Consider the following 20843-nt stretch of genomic DNA (forward strand, 5'->3'; position numbering starts at 1 on the left):
TTGCGCCCTCTCAGCAGCGACGGCAGTCGCCGCTAAGAGGACAGGGACACCCAGGCGCGATGGCCCAGGGCAATCGGGCTATCGACGGTCGAGATCGATGAGACCGAGCCGGGCCGCCTTGAGCAGCCGGCGAGGCACCTTGTGCTTCTGACCGGCAACGGTGACGCCGACGAGTTCGGCCTTGGTGGCCTTCCACTGCGAGCGCCGGCTTCGAGTATTCGCGCGCGACATCCTGCGCTTTGGTGTGGCCATGGTCGGACCTAACTCCTCGGTCGGGGTTTCGGGTTCAACATGTCGCACGGCATGGCCAATCGGCACAGCGGCGACGAATGACGTCAACGATAGTCGGTGACCTGCTGGTTGCCAAAACCGGGCACCGCCGGATCCGCCGTGTTCGCGTACCGAGTGAGGCGGGTATCACACCGTGGCAGGAGTCCCGCTATGCTGACCTACCGGTTGGTTGGTTCACCCACCGGCAAACCCTGCCCACCGGTAACCCCGATGAAGGAGGACGCGGATGGCGTCTCGTTCTGATGCGTCCGGCGCCGTACGCATCGCGAACTGTTCCGGCTTCTACGGGGACCGTCTCTCGGCGATGCGCGAAATGCTCACCGGCGGTGAGGTGGACTACCTCACCGGCGACTACCTGGCCGAACTGACCATGCTGATCCTGGGCCGCGACCGGATGAAAAACCCCGAGCGCGGCTACGCCAAGACCTTCCTGGCCCAGCTCGAAGACTGCCTGGGACTGGCCCACGAGCGCGGAGTGCGCATCGTCGCCAACGCCGGCGGCCTCAATCCCGCCGAGCTGGCCGATGCGATCAGGGCCCTAACCGAGCGCTTGGGCATCGGCGCCCGCATCGCCCACGTGGAAGGCGACGATCTGGCGCCCCGCGCGGCCGAACTCGGCCTGGGCACACCGCTGACAGCCAACGCCTACCTGGGCGCGTGGGGCATCGTCGATTGCCTCAACAGCGGGGCCGACGTCGTGGTCACCGGCCGGGTCACCGACGCCTCGGTGATCGTCGGATCCGCGGCGGCGCACTTCGGCTGGGGCCGCACCGACTACAACCAGCTGGCCGGCGCCGTGGTGGCCGGCCATGTCATCGAATGCGGGGTCCAGGCCACCGGCGGCAACTACGCCTTCTTCACCGAGGTCCCCGATCTGACCTACGCCGGCTTCCCGCTGGCCGAGGTCAGCGCCGACGGCACCTCGGTGATCACCAAACACCCCGGCACCGGTGGGCTGGTCAGCCCCGACACCGTCACCGCACAACTGCTCTACGAGATATCCGGCGCCCGCTACGCCAATCCGGACGTGACGGCCCGGATGGACACCATCCAACTGTCCAGCGATGGCCCGGATCGGGTGCGCATCAGCGGCGTGATCGGCGAAGCCCCCCCCCCACCCACCCTGAAGGTGTCGCTGAACAGCATCGGCGGGTTCCGCAACGCCATGACGTTCGTCTTGACGGGTCTGAACATCGAGACCAAGGCCGAGCTCGTGCAACGCCAGCTCGAGGCCACCCTGACCGTCAAACCCGCCGAACTGGAATGGACCCTGGCCCGCACCGACCACGTCGACGCCGACACCGAGGAAGCCGCCAGCGCCCTGCTGCACTGCGTGGTCCGTGACCCCGACCCCGCCAATGTGGGCCGCAAATTCTCCTCGGCCGCGGTGGAATTGGCGTTGGCCAGCTATCCCGGATTCACCTCGACCGCGCCCCCGGGCGACGGCCAGGTATATGGGGTGTTCGTGCCCGGCTACGTGGACGCCAAGCTGGTGCCACACATCGCCGTGCACGCCGACGGCACGCGCACCGATATCCCCTGCGCCACCGAGACCCTGGAACTGGAATCGGTCGATCCCCCGGCCTTGCCCGATCCGCTGCCCACCGGCCCGACCCGACGGGTACCGCTGGGCCTGATTGCCGGCGCCCGCAGCGGAGACAAGGGCGGGTCGGCCAACGTCGGACTATGGGTGCGCACCGACGAGCAGTGGCGCTGGCTGGCCAACACGCTGACCGTGGAGCTGCTCAAGGAACTGCTGCCCGAGGCGGCCGATCTGCAAGTCACCCGCTACGCGTTGCCCAACCTGCGGGCGCTGAACTTCGTCATCGAGGGGATTCTCGGTCAGGGCGTGGCCTATCAGGCGCGATTCGACCCGCAAGCCAAAGGGCTGGGCGAATGGCTGCGCAGCCGCCACCTCGATATCCCGGAGAGCCTCCTATGAGCATCTGGAACACACCCGAGCGCGAAGAGTTGCGCAAGACGGTGCGCTCATTCGCCGAGCGGGAAGTGCTACCGCACATCGACGAATCGGAACGCACCGGCGAGTTGCCCCGTTACCTGCATCGCCGCGCCGGGGCGGCCGGCCTGTTGGGCGCAGGACTGCCCGAATCCGCCGGCGGGGGCGGCGGCGACGGCGCCGACTCGGTGATCATCTGCGAACAGATGCACCAATCGGGTGCCCCGGGTGGGGTTTTCGCATCGCTGTTCACCTGCGGTATCGCGGTGCCGCACATGATTGCCTCGGGCGATGAGCGGCTGATCGAGGAGTTCGTTCGGCCCACGCTGGCCGGGGACAAAATCGGCGCGCTGGCCATCACCGAACCCGGCGGCGGCTCGGATGTGGGGCATCTGCGGACCAGCGCGGTGCGCGACGGTGACCACTTCATCGTCAACGGCGCCAAGACCTACATCACCTCCGGAGTACGCGCCGACTTCGTGGTCACCGCGGTCCGCACCGGAGGCCCCGGAGCCGGCGGGGTTTCGCTGTTGGTCGTGGAAAAGGGCACCCCGGGATTCGTTGTCAGCCGCAAGCTGGACAAGATGGGCTGGCGCTCCTCGGACACCGCCGAGCTGTCCTACACCGATGCGCGGGTTCCCGCGGCCAACCTCGTCGGCGCCGAGAACAGCGGCTTCGCCCAGATCGCACAGGCGTTCGTCTCCGAGCGCATCGCGCTTGCCGCACAGGCGTATTCGAGCGCGCAGCGATGCCTGGACATCACCGTGCAATGGTGCCGCGACCGGGAAACATTCGGCCGCCCACTGATCGCGCGCCAATCGGTGCAGAACACGCTGGCCGAGATGGCCCGCCGCATCGACGTTGCCCGGGTCTACTCGCGCAGCGTGGTGGAGCGCCAACTCGCCGGCGAGCACGACCTGATCGCGCAGGTCTGCTTCGCCAAGAACACCGCCGTCGAGGCCGGCGAATGGGTAGCCAATCAAGCCGTTCAGCTGTTCGGCGGCATGGGCTACATGGTCGAATCCGAAATCGAACGCCAATACCGGGACATGCGAATCCTGGGCATTGGCGGCGGCACCACCGAAATCCTGACCGCACTGGCCGCCAAACTCCTGGGGTATCAATCATGATTGCAACACCAGTTCGCCACCGGTTCGCCCGCCACCGCAGGCGGTGCGCGTGACCGTATTGCGCTCCACACTCGACCCGAACGGGGCCGCCTTCAGCGAGGCGGCTTCGGCCGCAACCACGAAGCTCGATGAGATCGACGCCGAACTCGCCAACGCGCTGGCGGGCGGCGGGCCCAAGTACGTTGACCGCCACCATGCCCGCGGCAAGCTGACTCCCCGGGAACGCATCGAGTTGCTCGTCGACCCGGATTCCCCTTTTCTGGAGCTCAGCCCCCTGGCCGCCTGGGGCAGCGCGTTCAAGGTCGGCGCCAGCACCGTTACCGGCATCGGGGTGGTGGCGGGGGTCGAGTGCATGATCGTCGCCAACGACCCGACGGTCAAAGGCGGCACCAGCAATCCGTGGACGTTGAAGAAGATCCTGCGGGCCAACCAGATCGCCTTCGAGAACCGGCTTCCCGTCGTCTCGCTGGTGGAATCCGGCGGGGCGGACCTACCCACCCAGAAGGAGATCTTCATCCCCGGCGGGCGAATGTTCCGCGATCTGACCCGGCTCTCCGCGGCCGGGATTCCCACGATTGCACTGGTATTCGGAAACTCGACGGCTGGTGGCGCCTACGTGCCCGGGATGTCCGATCACGTGGTGATGATCAAGGAGCGGTCCAAGGTGTTCTTGGCCGGTCCCCCGCTGGTGAAGATGGCCACCGGCGAGGAATCCGACGATGAGTCGCTCGGTGGCGCCGAAATGCACGCCCGCATATCTGGTTTGGCCGATTACTTTGCCGTCGACGAGCTCGACGCGATCCGCATTGGGCGCCGCATCGTGGCTCGGCTGAACTGGGTCAAACAGGGCCCAGCCCCCGCGCCGGTGACCGAGCCGCTCTTCGATGCCGAGGAGCTGATCGGCATCGTGCCCTCGGATCTGCGCGTCCCCTTCGATCCCCGTGAAGTGATCGCCCGCATCGTCGACGGCTCCGAATTCGACGAATTCAAGCCGCTGTACGGGTCGTCGCTGGTCACCGGCTGGGCCCGGCTGCACGGCTACCCGGTGGGCATCCTGGCCAACGCCCGCGGCGTGCTGTTCAGCGAGGAGTCACAGAAGGCCACCCAGTTCATTCAGCTGGCCAACCGCGCCGACACGCCACTGCTGTTCTTGCACAACACCACCGGCTACATGGTGGGCAAGGACTACGAAGAAGGCGGCATGATCAAGCACGGCTCGATGATGATCAACGCCGTGTCCAACTCGAAGGTCCCGCACATCTCCCTGCTACTCGGCGCCTCCTACGGTGCCGGTCACTACGGCATGTGTGGGCGCGCCTATGACCCGCGCTTCCTGTTCGCCTGGCCCAGTGCCAAATCCGCGGTCATGGGCGGTGCGCAGCTCTCGGGCGTGCTGTCGATCGTGGCGCGAGCGGCCGCGGAGGCTCGCGGCCAGCAGGTCGACGAGGCCGCCGACGCCACGATGCGCGCGGCCGTCGAGGGCCAGATCGAAGCGGAGTCGCTGCCGCTGGTGCTGTCCGGAATGCTTTATGACGATGGGGTGATCGACCCGCGCGACACCCGCACCGTACTGGGAATTTGTTTGTCCGCCATTGCCAATGGCCCGATCAAGGGGACGTCGAACTTCGGCGTCTTCCGGATGTGATGCCGATGTCTATCACTCGAGTGCTAGTTGCCAACCGCGGCGAGATCGCTCGGCGGGTGTTCGCCACCTGCCGCCGGCTCGGCCTGGGCACCGTCGCCGTCTATACCGACCCGGATGCGGCCGCGCCGCATGTCGCCGAGTCCGACGCCCGGGTGCGGCTGGCGCAGACCAACGACTATCTCAACGCCGAGGCCATCATCGCCGCCGCCCGTGCGGCGGGCGCCGACGCGATCCACCCCGGCTACGGATTCCTTTCGGAGAATTCCGAGTTCGCCGCCGCCGTCACCACGGCGGGCCTGACCTGGATCGGACCGCCGGTGGACGCGGTGCGCGCGATGGGCTCCAAGATCGAGTCCAAGAAGCTGATGGCCGCCGCCGGTGTGCCGGTGCTCGACGAACTCGACCCCGAGACCGTCACCGCGGCACAGCTGCCGGTGCTCGTCAAGGCTTCAGCCGGCGGCGGTGGTCGCGGCATGCGTGTGGTCCGCGAATTGTCGGCCCTGCCCGCCGAAGTCGAGGCAGCCCGCCGCGAGGCGCAGTCCGCATTCGGTGACCCGACCGTGTTCTGCGAGCGTTACCTACCCACCGGGCACCACATCGAGGTTCAGGTGATGGCCGACACCCACGGCACCGTGTGGGCCGTCGGGGAACGCGAATGCTCCATTCAGCGTCGCCACCAGAAGATCATCGAAGAGGCACCCTCCCCCTTGGTGCAGCGCATCCCGGGGATGCGGGCCAAGCTGTTCGACGCGGCCCGGCTGGCCGCGGAAGCCATCGGCTACACCGGGGCCGGCACCGTGGAGTTCCTCGCCGACGATGCGGGCGAGTTCTACTTCCTGGAGATGAACACCCGACTGCAGGTCGAGCATCCGGTCACCGAGGAGACCACCGGCCTGGATCTGGTTGAACTGCAGCTCGCGGTGGCCGACGGTGGCCGTCTCAAGGCGGAACCTCCGCCCGCCCATGGTCATTCCATCGAGGCCCGCCTCTACGCCGAGGATCCCGCGCAGGGCTGGCAGCCGCAGGCGGGCGCGATGCACACCATCGAGGTGCCGTCGGTCCGAGCCGAATTCGCCACGCTGGGACAGCGCACCGGAATTCGGCTGGATTCCGGGATTGTCGACGGCTCGGTGGTGTCCATCCATTACGACCCCATGCTGGCCAAGGTCATCTCCTACGCCCCCACGCGCCGGCAGTCCGCACTGGTACTCGCCGATGCGCTGGTCCGCGCCCACCTGCATGGGCTGCGCACCAACCGTGAGCTGTTGGTGAACGTGCTGCGGCATCCGGCGTTTCTCGACGGCGCTACCGACACAGCGTTCTTCGACACCCACGGGTTGGCCGAACTGGCCGCGCCGCTGGCCGACGCGGACAACATCCGCTTGTCGGCGACCGCCGCGGCCCTCGCCGACGCCGCCCACAACCGGGCAACCGCGACGGTGTTCGGATCCATTCCCAGCGGCTGGCGCAACGTGGCGTCGGGCTATCAGGTCAAGACCTACCGCGACGGCGGTGACGTCGAGTACCGCATCGAATACCGATTCACCAGAACGGGACTCCAGATTGCCGGTGACGACTCGGTGCGGCTGGTATCGGCGACACCCAACGAGGTGGTGCTGGCCGGCGAAAACGGGGTGGCCCGACGCCTCACGGTCGCGAGCTACGGCCAGGACGTCTTCGTCGATTCCCCCAGCGGCCCGGTGCACCTGGTTGCGCTGCCCCGCTTCCCGGAGCCGGGTTCGGCCGTCGAACAAGGATCGCTGGTGGCACCCATGCCGGGCAACGTCATCCGGTTGGGCGCCGATGTTGGCGATACCGTCACCGCCGATCAGCCACTGATCTGGTTGGAAGCGATGAAGATGGAGCACACCATCAGCGCCCCGACCGATGGCGTACTTACCCAGCTCAACGTCCAAACCGGCCAACAAGTCGACGTCGGCGCCGTCCTAGCCAGAGTGGAAGCGCCTGAAGCAGAAGGAGATTCGTGATGACCGACACCAGCTTCATCGAGAATGAGGACCGCCGGGCGCTACGCAAGGCGGTATCGGAATGGGCGTCCAACTACGGCCACGAGTACTACCTGAAGAAGGCGCGTGCTCACGAGCACACCACCGAGCTGTGGTCGGAGGCCGGCAAACTCGGCTTCATCGAGGTGAACCTGCCCGAGGAGTACGGCGGCGGCGGCGCCGGCATGTACGAGCTGTCGATGGTGATGGAGGAAATGGCCGCGGCCGGCTCCGCCCTGTTGCTGATGGTGGTCTCGCCGGCCATCAACGGCACCATCATCAGCAAGTTCGGCACCGACGAGCAGAAGCAGCGCTGGCTTCCCGGCATCGCGGACGGGACCCTGACGATGGCCTTCGCCATCACCGAGCCCGACGCCGGATCCAACTCGCACAAGATCACCACGACCGCCCGCCGTGACGGCAGCGACTGGATCATCAAGGGGCAGAAGGTCTACATCTCCGGTATTGACCAAGCCCAGGCGGTGCTGGTGGTGGGACGCACCGAGGAAGCCAAGACCGGGAAGCTGCGTCCGGCGCTGTTCGTGGTCCCCACCGACACCCCCGGCTTCACCTACACGGCGATCGACATGGAACTGGTCAGCCCCGAACGGCAGTTCCAGGTTTTCCTCGATGATGTGCGGCTGCCCGCCGACGCGCTGGTCGGAGCCCAGGACGCGGCCATCGCCCAGCTTTTCGCCGGGCTGAATCCCGAGCGCATCATGGGTGCGGCCAGCGCGGTCGGCATGGGACGGTTTGCACTGAACCGGGCCGTCGACTACGTCAAGACGCGCCAGGTGTGGTCCACCCCGATCGGCGCCCACCAGGGGTTAGCGCATCCCTTGGCGCAATGCCACATCGAAGTCGAGCTCGCCAAGCTGATGATGCAAAAGGCCGCGACGCTGTATGACCACGGCGATGACGGCGGAGCGGCCGAGGCCGCCAACATGGCCAAGTACGCGGCGGCGGAGGCGTCGGCCCGCTCGGTCGATCAGGCCGTGCAGTCGATGGGCGGCAACGGGCTGACCCAGGAGTACGGCGTCGCGGCCATGCTGACCTCGTCGCGCTTGGCCCGGATTGCCCCGATCAGCCGCGAAATGGTGCTCAACTTCGTCGCGCAGACGTCGCTGGGCCTGCCCCGAAGCTACTGAGGCCCCACCGATGGCTGATCGTCTCGTCGAGTACGCGCGTGACGGCGTGGTTGTCCGTCTGACGCTGAACTCCCCGCACAACCGCAACGCCCTGTCCACCACCCTGGTCACCCAGCTGCATGAGGGGCTGCGGGATGCCGCGGCCGATCCGGGCGTGCGGGTCGTCGTGCTCGGGCACACCGGCGGCACCTTCTGCGCTGGCGCGGACTTGAGCGAGGCCGGCTCCGGCGACCCCTATGACCTGGCTGTCGCGCGGGCCCGGGAAATGACCACGGTGCTGCGCGCCATTGTGGAGTCGCCACGACCGGTGATCGGCGCCATCAACGGGCACGTGCGCGCCGGAGGCTTCGGCCTGGTCGGTGCCTGCGACATCGTAGTCGCCGGCCCGGCGTGCACCTTTGCGCTGACCGAAGCCCGGATCGGGGTCGCCCCGGCAATCATCTCGCTGACATTGCTGCCGAAGCTGTCGGCGCGGGCGGCCGCCCGCTACTACCTGACCGGAGCGAAGTTCGGCGCCGACGAGGCGGCGGAGATGGGTTTGGTCACCATCGCCGCCGACGACATGGAGGCCGCGGTGGCCGCGCTGATCGCCGATGTCGGGCGCGGTTCGCCGCAGGGCCTTGAGGCGTCGAAGGCACTGACCACCGCGGCCGTACTGGCCGGTTTCGACCGTGATGCGGAACGCCTCACCGAGGAATCGGCGCGGCTGTTCGTCTCGGAGGAAGCCCGCGAAGGCATGCTCGCGTTCTTGCAGAAACGCCAACCCAGCTGGGCCTCCGACTGAACCTCCGGCAGCCGAAGCCGCCGGACAGGCTGCCGCCCCGGGCCCGGGGCTGGTGACGCACAGCGAACTAACATACATTGACCAAACTCCATGCATGCCCGCTCGAATCTCGATAGCCGGAACCCACCGCGACCGACTCGAGCTGGCCCGCGTTGAGCTCGAACCAGCTTTAGCGGCAGCGGCGGCAACGGTGGAGCCGGCGGCACCGGCGCATCCGCCGGAACCGGTGGTACCCCGGGCAACGGCGGCCTACTCTTCGGCGCATCCGGCACACTGGGGTAGCCGGCGTGCCCCGCCGTTGCCATCACAAATCACCATCCCCGCGCGGCCGGGTCGCCGGATCTCAGGATCCGTAGAAACGCGCACTTCGCACCGGGTCACCAGAGCCCACCGGCCGCGCGAACGTTGCAGTTTAGCCAACACCTCTTGCAGCAAAATCGCGAAGTCGTAGGCTCGTGGGTGATGAGCAATCCAGCCCGACGTGACGCACAGGACACGCGCGACGATTCGTCGCTCGCTGCGGATACCGATCGGATCCAGATCGCACAGCTGCTGGCATACGCAGCCGAGCAGGGACGACTGCAGCTCAACGAGTATGAAGACCGATTGACCAGAGCCTACGCCGCAACCACGTATCAGGAGCTGGACCAGCTGAGCGCCGATCTGCCCGGCGCCGCGGTAAGTCCGCGCCGCGGCGGCAACTGCAACCCGGCACCTTCGACTCTGCTGCTGGCCTTGCTGAGCGGGTTCGAGCGTCGCGGCCGGTGGAACGTGCCCAAGAAGCTGACCACCTTGACCCTGTGGGGCAGCGGAGTATTGGATCTGCGCTACGCCGACTTCACCTCAACCGAAGTCGAAATTCACGCCTACTCGATCATGGGCGTGCAGACCATCCTGTTGCCGCCCGAGATCAACGTCGAGATCGACGGCCGCGGAATCATGGGCAACTTTGACCGGGAAGTCGCGGGCGAGGGCAGTCGCGGGGCCCCCAACGTCAAGATTCAGGGCTTCTCGTTCTGGGGCGGGGTAGGCATCAAACGCAAACCACGCAAGGCGCGCAATTAGACCCATCAGTCGGTCAAACGCACGGCCCTAGCGCCTGCGCCGAGACCTCAGGTAGTCGCCCACCACGGCCGCACCGAGTCCGTCGAGATCGGGTTCGACGACACGTCCCTCGACCCGACGCGCGACTTGATCAATGAACCGGGCCAGGCCCCGGTCACTGCCCAATCGGAAGATGGTGATTTGGGCGCCCAGCCGCGCCATGTCATCGAACCCGCGCACGGTGTGGGCAATGGTGCGCGGATGCGGCGGGTAGTCGAAGAACACCGCAGAACCCGCCCCCTCGCCGGAAAAGTCCTCGAGATGGGCGGTGGGTTCACCATCGGTCACCACCAAGACGACCGGCTGCGCGTTCGGGTGGCGTCTGAGATGTCGCCCGGCCAGCGCCAGCGCGTGGTGCAGGTTGGTGCCCTGCTCGTAGACGCCCTCCAAACCGGTCAGCTCCGCGGCCGTCACGGTCCGCGCGTAGCGACCGAACGCGATGATCTGCAGGGCATCCGAACGGAACCGCGTGCACACGAGGTGGTTGAGCGCCAGCGCCGTGCGCTTCATCGGCAGCCACCGATTCTCCATCACCATCGAAAACGAGGTGTCCACCAGGAGCGCAACCGCGGCCTGAGTTCGGGTCTCAGTCTCGGAGACTTCGACGTCATCGACGGTGATCCGGATCGGGCCGGCGCCGCCGCCAGGAGGCGCCGTACCGGCCTGGCGCAGCACCGCGTTGGTCAGCGTGCGCGAGATGTGCCACGGTTCGGTGTCACCGAACTGCCAGGGCCGGGTCGCGCCGGTCAGCTCACCGGCCGCCCCCGCACGCCGGTGATCCCGCTCACCGCGGCGTCCGGAAAGTTGTTGCACCACATCGCGCAATGCGGTCTCACCCAGCCTGCGCATCGCCTTGGGTGACAGCCGCCATTGGCCGTCGGATCCCCGGTCGAAGAAACCCTGATTCACCAAGGCCCGTTCCAGTTCGGCGAGCGTGCGGGCATCGATGGCGGCCTGGTCGCCGAGTTGACGGGCCAGCGCGTCGAGGTCGACGTCATCCATGGTGGCGCCCGGATAAGCCTGCGAGAGCTGTTCGGCCAGCTGCTCGAGTTCGGCGATGTCGGCCAGCGCCTTGGTGCCTTCACCCATGCCGAACGGGTTGTCGCCGGAGAACTGCTGCTGGCCGGTCCAGTCCTCGCCCGGACGCGCCTCCTGCAGATGGGCGTCGAGGCGGTTGAGTGCCTGCATCAGCGAAGGCGATCCGAAAGCCTGCTGCGCCAACGCATCCAGCTCATCACGCTGCTCCTGGGACAGGCTGTTGCGGAACCGCTGCGCGGCGGCGGCCCGCTTGGCCAGCGAGTCCAGTAGCTCCTCGACATTGCTCGGGTTCTCCGGGAAGAACTCGCCGTGCTTGTCCATGAAGTCTTGGAAGTCTTGCTGGGTGTCCTGTCCCCTGGCGTGCTTGTCCAGCAGGTTGTTGAGGTCGTCGAGCATCTCGTTCACGCGCTGGCGATCCTCGTCGGTGGCGCCTTCCAACGCCTGCTTCATGCCGGCGAAGCGTTGGTCGAGTAGCTCGCGGCCCAGCAGATCCTTGATCTGGTCGTACTTTTCGCGGGCCTCGCCGCTGCGCCAGTCGTACTCGGAGAGTTCCTGTACGGCTTTGGCCGGCGACGGCGGCAATGCCTCCAACTGCAATTCGGAGAATCGAGCGTCATCGTCTAGCGCCCGGGCCAATTCTTTGCGCTCGGCCAGCACCGCCTCGTCCAGCAGCTTCTTGATCTCCTGCAGGGTGCCGTCCAAGTTGTTGCGGCGCAGTAGCTCGCGGCGGCGGCGGTTCGCCTCGGACGCCAACCTGTCGGCACCGGGCATGGACTTGGTGCCGCGCCGCAGCAGCTCGAACAGCGCCCGGCGCGGTGAGGTGCCCGCCATGACGTCCTGACCGATCTGCTCCAGCGCCTCGCGCAGGTCTACCGGCGGCGCCAGCGGATCAGGTCCGCCGGTGTACGCCGAGTACCGCGTCGAGTGCCCCTTCGCCCGGTCAGCCATAAACGGTTTGGCCCTCCCCGGACACTTTGTCGACTCGCTTGGCCAGGTACAGCGCCTCCAGGGCCAGCTCCAGGGCTGCGGCGCGCTCCCCTTCGGATTCGGCGTTGAGTTTGCGCGCGATGGTCTCCACCACCGGCAGTCCTGGAACGGCCACCAGCACATCCTTGGCCGATACCCGCTCACCGGTCGTCACCGCCGAACCTCCCTCGACGGCTGACACCAGCGTGCCGACGTCAATGCCACCCAGCGCCCGGGACGCGGTATCCGCGGTGGCCCGGCGCAATAGGTGTTCGAGCACCGCCTGCTCGCGCCCCTCCTCACCGGACTCAAACTCGAGCTTGCCGCGCAGCACGTCGATCACGGTGCCCAGATCGACCACCCGGGCCACCGGGTCGGTCTCGCCCAGCACCGCCCCTCGGTGGCGGGCGGCGGCCGCCACGGTCTCCGCCGCCGCGATGGCGAAGCGCGCCGACACCCCGGAGCGCTGATCGACCGAACTGGACTCGCGCAGGTAGCGGGCGAACCGCGCGATCACCTGCAACAGATAATCGGGCACCTGAGCGCTCAGATGCGCCTCCTGCGCGATGACACCCATCTCCGCCTCCAGCTCCAGCGGGTAGTGAGTGCGGATCTCGGCGCCGAACCTGTCTTTGAGCGGGGTGATGATGCGCCCCCGGTTGGTGTAGTCCTCGGGGTTGGCACTGGCGACCACCAACACGTCCAGCGGCAGGCGCAGGGTGTAGCCGCGGACCTGGATGTCGCGCTCCTCCATCACATTGAGCATGGACACTTGGATCCGCTCGGCCAGGTCGGGCAGCTCGTTAACGGCCACGATTCCGCGGTGTGCGCGCGGAATCAGCCCGTAGGCGATGGTTTCGGGGTCTCCGAGACTGCGGCCCTCGGCCACCTTGATCGGGTCGATGTCACCGACCAGGTCGGCAACACTGGTGTCGGGGGTGGCCAGTTTTTCGGTGTAACGCTCGCTGCGATGCTTCCATGCCACCGGCAGATCGTCTTTCAGCTGCGCGGCCCGGCGGATCGACTCCGGCGTGATCGGCCGGTAAGGATGCTCGGGAAGTTCGGCACCGGCGATCACCGGTGTCAACTCGTCGAGCAATCCGGTCAGCGCGCGCAGCAGCCGGGTCTTGCCTTGGCCGCGCTCGCCCAGCAGCACAAAGTCGTGGCCCGCGATCAGGGCCCGCTCGAGCTGGGGAATCACGGTGTCGTCGAAGCCCAGGATGCCCGGCCAGACGGCCGCGTTATCCGGCCCATCTGCCAGCGCGGTCAACAGATTCTCCCGGATTTCCTGCTTAACCCCCCGCTCGCGATGACCGGAGGCACGCAGCTCGCCGACGGTGCGAGGCAGATTGCTCGGTGAAGTCACCACTCCACGCTACGACGAGTCAGGGACAGGCGCCTGGGAACGGGGCCTAGCCAGGCATAAATGCGCCCACACCGGCACCCTAATGCGCGAAGTGGCGCGAACCGGTGAGGTACAAGGTGATGCCCGCCTTGGCGGCCGCCGCGGTGACTTCCTCGTCGCGCACCGACCCTCCCGGGTGCACGATCGCCTTGACCCCGGCGGCCGTCAACGTCTCGAGGCCGTCGGGGAACGGGAAGAACGCATCGGAGGCAGCGACGGCGCCGTTGACGCGTTCGCCGCCGCGCTCCACCGCCAACCGTGCGGCATCGACGCGGTTGACTTGGCCCATCCCGACGCCGATGGTGGCGCCGTCGGCCACGATGACGATCGCGTTGGACTTGACCGCACGACAGCTGCGCCAGGCGAAGACCAGGTCGGTCAGCGTCGCCGGATCGGCGGGCGAGCCGGTGGCCAGGGTCCAGTTGGCCGGGTTGTCGCCGGCGGCATCGAGCTGGTCACGCTGCTGCATCAGCAGTCCCCCGCTGATCGGACGCAGCTCGGCGCCGCCGTCTTGGGGCTCGGATGCCACCAACACCCGGATGTTCTTCTTCTTCGTCAACTGATCAAGGGCGGCGAGAGCGTAGGCCGGTGCCACGATCACCTCGGTGAAGATGGTGCTGACGTACTCCGCCATCTCTGGGCTGACCTCGGTGTTGCAGGCAATCACGCCGCCGTAGGCACTGAGTGGGTCGCAGGCGTGGGCCTTACGATGCGCGTCGGCGACCGAAACCTCCGAGATGGCAATGCCGCACGGGTTGGCGTGCTTGATGATTGCCACGCATTTCTGCTCGTGGTCAAAGGCGGCCCGCCAGGCCGCGTCGGCATCGGTGAAGTTGTTGTAGGACATCTCTTTTCCGTGCAGCTGCTCGGCCTGAGCCAATCCCGGCCAAGCGCCGGGGTCGGCGTAGAGCGCGGCCTGCTGATGCGGGTTCTCGCCGTAGCGCAGCATCGCCTGACGCCGCCAATTTCTGCCGAACCAGCGCGGAAAGTCGGTTTCGGGCTGCTCGGGCGCCACCGTGGACTGCATCCAGCTCGCGACTGCGATGTCGTATTCGGCGGTGTGCTGAAAGGCCAGCGAGGCCAGCTTCTTGCGTTCGGCGAAGGTGAATCCGCCGCTACGCACCGCGGCCAGCACGCCGTCGTATCCCTGCGGGTCGGTGACCACGGCCACACTGGGATGGTTCTTGGCCGCCGCCCGCACCATGGAGGGGCCGCCGATGTCGATCTGTTCGACGCAGTCGTCGACGCTGGCACCGGATTCCACGGTCTGGCTGAACGGGTACAGGTTGACCACGACCAGCTCGAATGCCTCGACTCCGAGCTCGGCCAGCGCCGCCTCGTGCTCGGGGTTTCGCAGATCGGCCAGCAGGCCGGCATGCACGCGCGGATGCAGCGTCTTGACCCGCCCGTCGAGTACCTCGGGGAATCCCGTCAGCTCTTCCACCCGGGTCACCGGAATCCCTTTGCTGGCAATGGTCTTCGCGGTTGATCCGGTCGAGACGATCTCGACACCTGCCGCGGTCAGCCCCTGCGCCAGGTCAACCAGCCCGGTCTTGTCATACACACTGATCAACGCGCGGCGGATCGGCCTTCTTATGTGGTCGGTGCTCATCCTATGGTCGCCTTTCGTCCAATCATCGCTTTTCGTCCGATCACCGTCACGCCGCCGGTGGCAATCCCGGCCACCACGTCCACCAGAAGCTTGCGCTCCACTACCTTGATCCGTTCGTGCAAGGTCGCTTCGTCGTCGCCGTCGAGCACCGCAATGGCTTGCTGCGCCAGTATCGGTCCCGTGTCCATCCCGGCGTCCACCAGGTGCACCGTACAACCGGTGACCTTCACGCCGTAGGCCAGCGCATCGGCTACCCCATGAGCACCGGGAAACGCCGGCAGGAGTGCCGGATGGGTGTTGAGGATCCGTTGGTGGAATTTCGAAAGGAATTGCGGCCCAAGAATTCTCATGAATCCGGCGGATACCACCAGGTCAGGCGAGTGGGCGGCGGTGGCGGCGGTGATGGCGGCGTCCCAAGCATCGCGGCTGGGGTGATCGGAGACGCGGACGGTGAAGGCGGGCACCGACGCCTGCGCGGCGATCTCAGTGGCCCGGCAATCCCGATCGACCCCAACGGCGACGATTCGCGCCGGGTAGTCGGCCACGGCGGCGTCCAGCAATGAGTTCAGCAATGACCCCGCGCCCGACGCGAGCACCACAAGCCGCGCCGGTGCACTCGGGGGTATCCGGACCGGTTCCTGCACACGGCGAGCCTAGTCGGGCTACCCGGCCGCAGCGGCGGGCGGGCATCCGCGGTCAGGTCAAATGTTCGGGCGGATGGCTGGTGTCAGGCCCGTCCTGCCGGTCTGGCCCATCTGGCCGGTCTGGCCCATCTGACCAATCGGCCTCGTCGGGTGCGGCAGGGGGGACGTCGGCGTCATCGCCACCGGGCGCAACGGGTTCGCGCGAAGTCATATCACCCAGCGGGGCGTCCTGATCGAAAAGTGGGACAAAGGGCTCATCAACGGGCTCACGAATGGGCTCGTCGACGTCTGCTTCAACGGGTGGGGCCGGCCGCGGTTTGGGCCGCCTGGGACGCCGTCTGATTCCACCCGCCATCACCAGCGTGGCGCCCCCGACCAAGGCGAACCAGAAGAACACGCCGACCAGCAGTGCTCCCTCGTCGACGCCAACGGCGCCGAAGTTGCCTAGCTTCCCGCTCCCCCCGTAACCGAGCAGCGCCATCGCCAATGCCCCCACCAGGGCCGCGGCCAACAGTTTGCCCATGGCAGGCAGGGGCGGCAGCGGACGACGCGCGCACTGTTGCCCGACCGCCACTCCGGAGGACGCCCCGATGATCAGCAGGGCTACCCACACCGGCCCCAGCGGCGGGGTGGGAGCCGCGGCCAGGATCGGCACAGCGGGGATGTCGCCGCCAAAGACCGTGAACGCACTGAACGTCGCGAAGCCGATGTGCGCACTGGCCCCGACAGCGATCGCCGCGGCGCCAACGACGACGTTGGGCACATAGAGCACCGACAGCACGGTGAGGCTGAACTGGCCGAACGCCGAATCGGTGATGCCGTACAGCTCCTGCATCGTCGCCCAGTGCACGACCAGCGACCCCGCGGTCACCAGGCCGGAGAGCCCGAGCAGTGCCAGCACCCCGGCGGCGGCGGCCCGCAGCGAGTCGCCCAGCCAGTTCGGCAGCGGTGAAACCGCCAGAGCCCGTCTGCCCACCCGCGACCAGACCCCCAGGCCCGCACCGATGGCATGAACCGCCAGCACGCTGACAAACGCACGCAATGCACTGGGCGTCTGCAACTCGGTGATGACCGACGACGCATCGTGGATCACCGCCAGGCAGATCGCCGCGATCAGCAGCGGCCCGCCCAACGCCGATGCGATAACCCACCGAACAACCAGCCACGACGAGTACGGCGAGGTCGCCAGCGCCGTCGTGCGGGCCGTGCCCCACACCATCAACAGGGCCGGGAGCAGGGGCATTACGCCCAGTTCACGGCCACCGATCGAGATCGGCACCTGGTGCACACCCAGCCACATGCTGGCGATCGCACCCAGCGCGCCCGTCATGTCGCTGTTTGCGATCACCAGCTGAATCAGCGTGACCGCCGCGATGATGACCAGCGCCACCACAGCCGGGGCGAACGCGACCTTGACCAGGTCGCGCGCCTGGCGAGCACCCGCTGCTCGACTGTCCTCCACCCGTGTCACTCTCCGCGCACGTGTCCTACTAGGCGCGAGAGCGCCCGGTTAGACCGGCGCCGACCCGGGTGACGAAGATTGCTGGCCCTGGCCGTAGTTCTGCTGCCCACCGCCGGGATTGGAGTAGTTGACCGGAGCCGAACCACCCTGGGATCCCGTCCCGGCACTAACGGACGGCGGCGGGCTGAAGCTGGGGAATCCAGTGGGCGGAGTGGACGGGGTCTGGTGCATCGGCTGGGGGGCCGACTGTGCTTGCGGGGCGCTGAATCCACCGCTGGACGGGTTGGAACCCTGGCTGGAGGTAAAGCCGCCGTACTGCGACCCGTACCCGGACGGCTGCTGCGGCGACTGCTGCGGATTGGGCGCGGACTGCTGTGCACCCGGTTGACCGTAGTACCCGCCCGGCTGGCCGCCGTACTGCCCGTACTGGCCGTACTGGCCGTACTGGCCATAGGGATCGAATTTCGGCCTCGGCGCCGGCGCCGACACCACGCCGGTCTCCAGCAACAGCGCGCCGACTGCGGCGACAGCCTGAAACACAATGCACACCAGGACAATCCACAGTGCCCAACCGGTCGAAAAGGCGCTCGGCTTGTTGAAGGTCGACGAAATCATCAGGAATACGCCCAGTATCGAGACGACCGCGACGACGGCCCCGTAGCTCTTGACCTTGGGGAGCAGGCTCACTCCGGAAAGCAGCCCGGCCAGCAACGCCATCCCGACGGCCAGCACGGTGTCGCCGGAAGCTTCGCTGCTGCCGCCGCCGAGTTCAGAGCTGATCGTGAACATCGGCCCGAAGCTGGCGAGATACGCGAGAAAACCGAGCACCGCCACCGCAACGTTCAGGTACATCGGGAGCTTGCTCGCCGCGTCGTCGGCTTGAGCGAAAGACGGTGTGGCGCCTCCGTAGGAGCCGCCCGATTGCGCGGGCGGATATCCGGGGCTACCCGGCGTGTAGGTCATGGCTCCTCCTGTTACTTGCGCGCCGTCGCGGCGCCGCTGCTGCATTGCGACGCTTGGTCCCTGCGACGCGATTCGAACAACCACGCTAGCGCACGTTCCGGTGCTCGCGCCGCGGCGACCTGCCCCCGCTCGACCAGCGCCATCACCTCCGTCGATCCCGCCGAGCCGATCGGCGCGGGGGCGCTTGCCCGGCCGAGGTAGAACACGTTCTAATTCTGTTATGGACTATGGGCTTGTGCTTTTCAACAGCGACCGCGGCATCGCTCCGGCGGCGGCGGCGAGACTCGCTGACGACCACGGCTTTCACACCTTCTATTTCTATGTGCCTGAGCACACCCATATCCCAATCAAGCGAGAAGCCGCTCATCCAACGACGGGCGATTCCTCGCTTCCCGACGATCGTTATATGCGCACGCTGGACCCCTGGGTGAGTTTGGGCGCGGCGTCGGCGGTGACCTCGCGGGTACGGCTGTCGACTGCGGTGGCACTGCCCGTCGAGCATGACCCGATCACCCTGGCCAAGAGCATTGCCACGCTGGATCACCTGTCCGGCGGACGGGTCAGCCCCGGCGTGGGGTTCGGTTGGAACACCGACGAACTCGCCGACCATGGCGTTCCACCCGGACGGCGCCGCACGATGTTGCGTGAATACCTCGAGGCGATGCGGGCGCTGTGGACGCAGGAGGAAGCCGCCTACGACGGCGAGTTCGTCAAGTTCGGCCCCAGCTGGGCCTGGCCCAAGCCGGTGCAGTCCCACATTCCGGTGCTCGTGGGCGCCGCTGGCACCGAGAAGAACTTCAAATGGATAGCGCGTAGCGCCGATGGCTGGATCACCACACCGCGTGACTTCGACATCGACGCGCCGGTCAAGTTGTTGCAGGACACCTGGGCGGCCGCCGGCCGCGACGGGGCCCCACAGATCGTGGCGCTGGACTTCAAGCCGGTCCCCGAGAAGCTGGCCCGCTGGGCCGAGCTTGGGGTCACCGAGGTGCTGTTCGGACTACCGGATCGCCCCGAGGATGAGATCGCCGCGTACGTAGAGCGGCTGGCCGGCAAGCTGGCCGCCATGGTCTAGGCGCGAGCTAGAGAACGCAGCGGTTGCCGTAGTCGAACGAGCGCACCCGGATCGCTTGCCCCAGCGGGTCGCCGTCGGTCAGCAACCCGATCAGCTCGTCGTCTTCGGTGCTCGCCAGGAAGCGGCGGCCGTCGGCGGCCAGCCGGCCGATGACGATCCCGGTGAGACGCCCACCGTCATGGCGGACCGTGTACGTCTCGATCGTGGCGGGGCCGTCGGCCTGCTCGGTAACCGGTTGGCTGGCCCCGCTGTCGATTTGTGTTTGCAGCTCGGCGCTGCGGTCCGGCTGCCATTGCGCCGGGGCGGTGGAATAGACCCCGACCGAGTACTTGCTCATGATCCCGCCGTTGGCGCCGACGAGCCCGAACCGTCCCGGCTCGCTACGCATCCGGGCTACGGTCTCGGCCACCGCATGCATCGAGTAGTTATTTCCCGCCCCGCCGAAGAACGGCAGCCCACCGGTGAGCGTCAGACCGCGCGGGTCATCGGTCGCAATCCCCAGACCGTCGCAGATGTTGAACACCGGCACCGGAAAGCAGCTGTACAGGTAGAAGGTGGCGATGTCGTCGACACCGACACCGGCCACCCGGAGCGCCTCGCGCGCCGCCAGCACGGCTGACGGGGCGTGCCCAAGATCGGGGCGCTGCAGCAGGGCCTGCTCTTGCAGGTCGGCATGCCCGCGAAGGTAGACCCACTTTTCCTCGGGAACCCCGAGCCGGCGTGCGGCCGCAACCGACATCACCAGCGCGGCCGCGCCCTGGTTCACCTGATCGCGCGCGAACAGCAGCCGGGGGTAGGGCTCGGCGATCATCCGATTGCGGTCGGTGACCGTGATCAGCTCCTCGACGGTGCGCTCGATTGGCGCCGCGGCAAAAGGATTGCCGGCCGCGATCTTGGTGAACGGCGCGAACAGGTCGCCCATCCGCCGCAGGTAGTCGGCCGGGCCGAGACCCGTTGCGGCCCGGCGGGCATTCTCCAGCAAGCCGTATTGGGTGGGCGCATCCACCAGGCCGTGAATGATCGTGTAGCGCGTGATCAGGCCGTCGATGCCAGGGCCGCGGTCCTGCAACTCCCCGTCGACGATCTCGGTGAAGTCCGGTTTGTCGGCACGCCCAGCGAAGTGGCGACTGGTCGACGTCGCATCAGAGCCGAACACCATGGTGACTTCGGAGCGGCCTGCCGCGATCGCGCCGGCCAGCTCGGTGATCAGGTGCTGGGGCCCCTGGCCCCCGACGATCTCGAGGATCGCGCGGGCCGGATCCGCCCCGATCCGCTGGGCCACCGAGCGCGGATAGTTGTTGGACCGGCCTAACGGAGCCTTGGGGACGGGCCCGGAGATCTCGAACTGTCGGACGCCCGCGACGGTGTCGATGGCCGCGGCCACGTCGGCGGCACAGTCTTCGAGAGCGGCCTGGGCAGCGGCGGCGGCCAGCTCAACGGCCGACATCCCCCGGTAGTCGGGGTCATCGATGCGTTCGAGGGCCTGTCCGACACCGACAATGACCGGCGTACCCGGATCAAGATCCATAGCATCACTATCTACCTCGCCGAATTACACGTCCGCGCCGGGGCGTCGCGGGGGCACATTCACACCCGAAATATCGCCCGGAACT

The 20843-nt window shown here is 67.3% G+C and carries 16 protein-coding genes; 8 read left to right on the forward strand and 8 right to left on the reverse strand.

All coding sequences use genetic code 11. The annotated features are described in order from the left end of the window. Positions 1 to 78 precede the first annotated feature (78 nt). Positions 79 to 252: a 50S ribosomal protein L32 gene (gene rpmF / locus G6N41_RS01490; RefSeq protein WP_012396080.1), complete on the reverse strand. Its 174-nt coding sequence runs from the start codon at positions 250 to 252 to the stop codon at positions 79 to 81. Between the two features lie 265 nt (positions 253 to 517). On the opposite strand from rpmF, the gene G6N41_RS01495 reads away from it, so the two are divergent. The 7 genes from G6N41_RS01495 (at position 518) to G6N41_RS01525 (ending at position 10026) form a co-directional block, all read left to right on the forward strand. After that, positions 518 to 2233: an acyclic terpene utilization AtuA family protein gene (locus G6N41_RS01495; RefSeq protein WP_198966372.1), complete on the forward strand. Its 1716-nt coding sequence runs from the start codon at positions 518 to 520 to the stop codon at positions 2231 to 2233. Next, positions 2230 to 3378, forward strand: a complete 1149-nt coding sequence (locus tag G6N41_RS01500) for an acyl-CoA dehydrogenase family protein (RefSeq protein ID WP_198966373.1) — start codon at positions 2230 to 2232, stop codon at positions 3376 to 3378. The genes G6N41_RS01495 and G6N41_RS01500 overlap by 4 nt, the downstream gene beginning before the upstream one ends. Positions 3379 to 3427: 49 nt before the next feature. Continuing rightward, positions 3428 to 5023 (forward strand): acyl-CoA carboxylase subunit beta, encoded by a 1596-nt coding sequence (locus tag G6N41_RS01505; RefSeq protein ID WP_198966374.1) that lies wholly within the window; start codon positions 3428 to 3430, stop codon positions 5021 to 5023. Positions 5024 to 5028: 5 nt separating this feature from the next. Continuing rightward, positions 5029 to 7011: an acetyl/propionyl/methylcrotonyl-CoA carboxylase subunit alpha gene (locus G6N41_RS01510; protein ID WP_198966375.1), complete on the forward strand. Its 1983-nt coding sequence runs from the start codon at positions 5029 to 5031 to the stop codon at positions 7009 to 7011. Next, positions 7011 to 8177 (forward strand): acyl-CoA dehydrogenase family protein, encoded by a 1167-nt coding sequence (locus tag G6N41_RS01515; protein ID WP_198966376.1) that lies wholly within the window; start codon positions 7011 to 7013, stop codon positions 8175 to 8177. The genes G6N41_RS01510 and G6N41_RS01515 overlap by 1 nt, the downstream gene beginning before the upstream one ends. Positions 8178 to 8187: 10 nt before the next feature. Then, the gene (locus G6N41_RS01520) at positions 8188 to 8961 is read left to right on the forward strand and encodes an enoyl-CoA hydratase family protein (protein WP_198966377.1); all 774 of its coding nucleotides are present in this window, start codon (positions 8188 to 8190) and stop codon (positions 8959 to 8961) included. 462 nt (positions 8962 to 9423) lie between these two features. After that, on the forward strand, positions 9424 to 10026 hold the full coding sequence (locus G6N41_RS01525) for a DUF1707 SHOCT-like domain-containing protein (RefSeq protein WP_036456071.1): 603 nt from the start codon (positions 9424 to 9426) through the stop codon (positions 10024 to 10026). Positions 10027 to 10053: 27 nt separating this feature from the next. Here G6N41_RS01525 and G6N41_RS01530 read toward each other — a convergent pair whose 3' ends face one another. From G6N41_RS01530 to G6N41_RS01555, 6 genes are all read right to left on the reverse strand, one after another. After that, the gene (locus G6N41_RS01530; RefSeq protein WP_198966378.1) at positions 10054 to 12051 is read right to left on the reverse strand and encodes a vWA domain-containing protein; all 1998 of its coding nucleotides are present in this window, start codon (positions 12049 to 12051) and stop codon (positions 10054 to 10056) included. Further along, complete coding sequence (locus G6N41_RS01535) at positions 12044 to 13438, reverse strand: sigma 54-interacting transcriptional regulator (protein ID WP_198966379.1); 1395 nt, start codon at positions 13436 to 13438, stop codon at positions 12044 to 12046. Before G6N41_RS01535 ends, G6N41_RS01530 begins: the two co-directional genes overlap by 8 nt. A gap of 76 nt (positions 13439 to 13514) precedes the next feature. Next, positions 13515 to 15086: a bifunctional phosphoribosylaminoimidazolecarboxamide formyltransferase/IMP cyclohydrolase gene (gene purH / locus G6N41_RS01540; protein ID WP_198966380.1), complete on the reverse strand. Its 1572-nt coding sequence runs from the start codon at positions 15084 to 15086 to the stop codon at positions 13515 to 13517. Then, positions 15083 to 15730: a phosphoribosylglycinamide formyltransferase gene (purN, locus tag G6N41_RS01545; protein ID WP_198966381.1), complete on the reverse strand. Its 648-nt coding sequence runs from the start codon at positions 15728 to 15730 to the stop codon at positions 15083 to 15085. The genes purH and purN overlap by 4 nt, the downstream gene beginning before the upstream one ends. Positions 15731 to 15782: 52 nt before the next feature. Continuing rightward, positions 15783 to 17192, reverse strand: coding sequence for a cell division protein PerM (locus G6N41_RS01550; protein WP_198966382.1), 1410 nt, complete (start codon positions 17190 to 17192; stop codon positions 15783 to 15785). Positions 17193 to 17240: 48 nt separating this feature from the next. Beyond that, complete coding sequence (locus tag G6N41_RS01555; RefSeq protein WP_198966383.1) at positions 17241 to 18155, reverse strand: DUF5336 domain-containing protein; 915 nt, start codon at positions 18153 to 18155, stop codon at positions 17241 to 17243. Between the two features lie 220 nt (positions 18156 to 18375). Between G6N41_RS01555 and G6N41_RS01560 the strand changes: the two genes are divergently transcribed. Beyond that, on the forward strand, positions 18376 to 19230 hold the full coding sequence (locus G6N41_RS01560; RefSeq protein ID WP_198966384.1) for an LLM class F420-dependent oxidoreductase: 855 nt from the start codon (positions 18376 to 18378) through the stop codon (positions 19228 to 19230). A 7-nt stretch (positions 19231 to 19237) separates the two neighbouring features. On the opposite strand, the gene G6N41_RS01565 is transcribed toward G6N41_RS01560, so the two are convergent. Then, positions 19238 to 20758, reverse strand: a complete 1521-nt coding sequence (locus tag G6N41_RS01565) for an acetyl-CoA acetyltransferase (protein ID WP_198966385.1) — start codon at positions 20756 to 20758, stop codon at positions 19238 to 19240. Between the last annotated feature and the right edge of the window lie 85 nt (positions 20759 to 20843).

This window comes from Mycobacterium shottsii, from assembly GCF_010728525.1.
In the GTDB taxonomy this organism is placed as follows: domain Bacteria; phylum Actinomycetota; class Actinomycetes; order Mycobacteriales; family Mycobacteriaceae; genus Mycobacterium; species Mycobacterium marinum.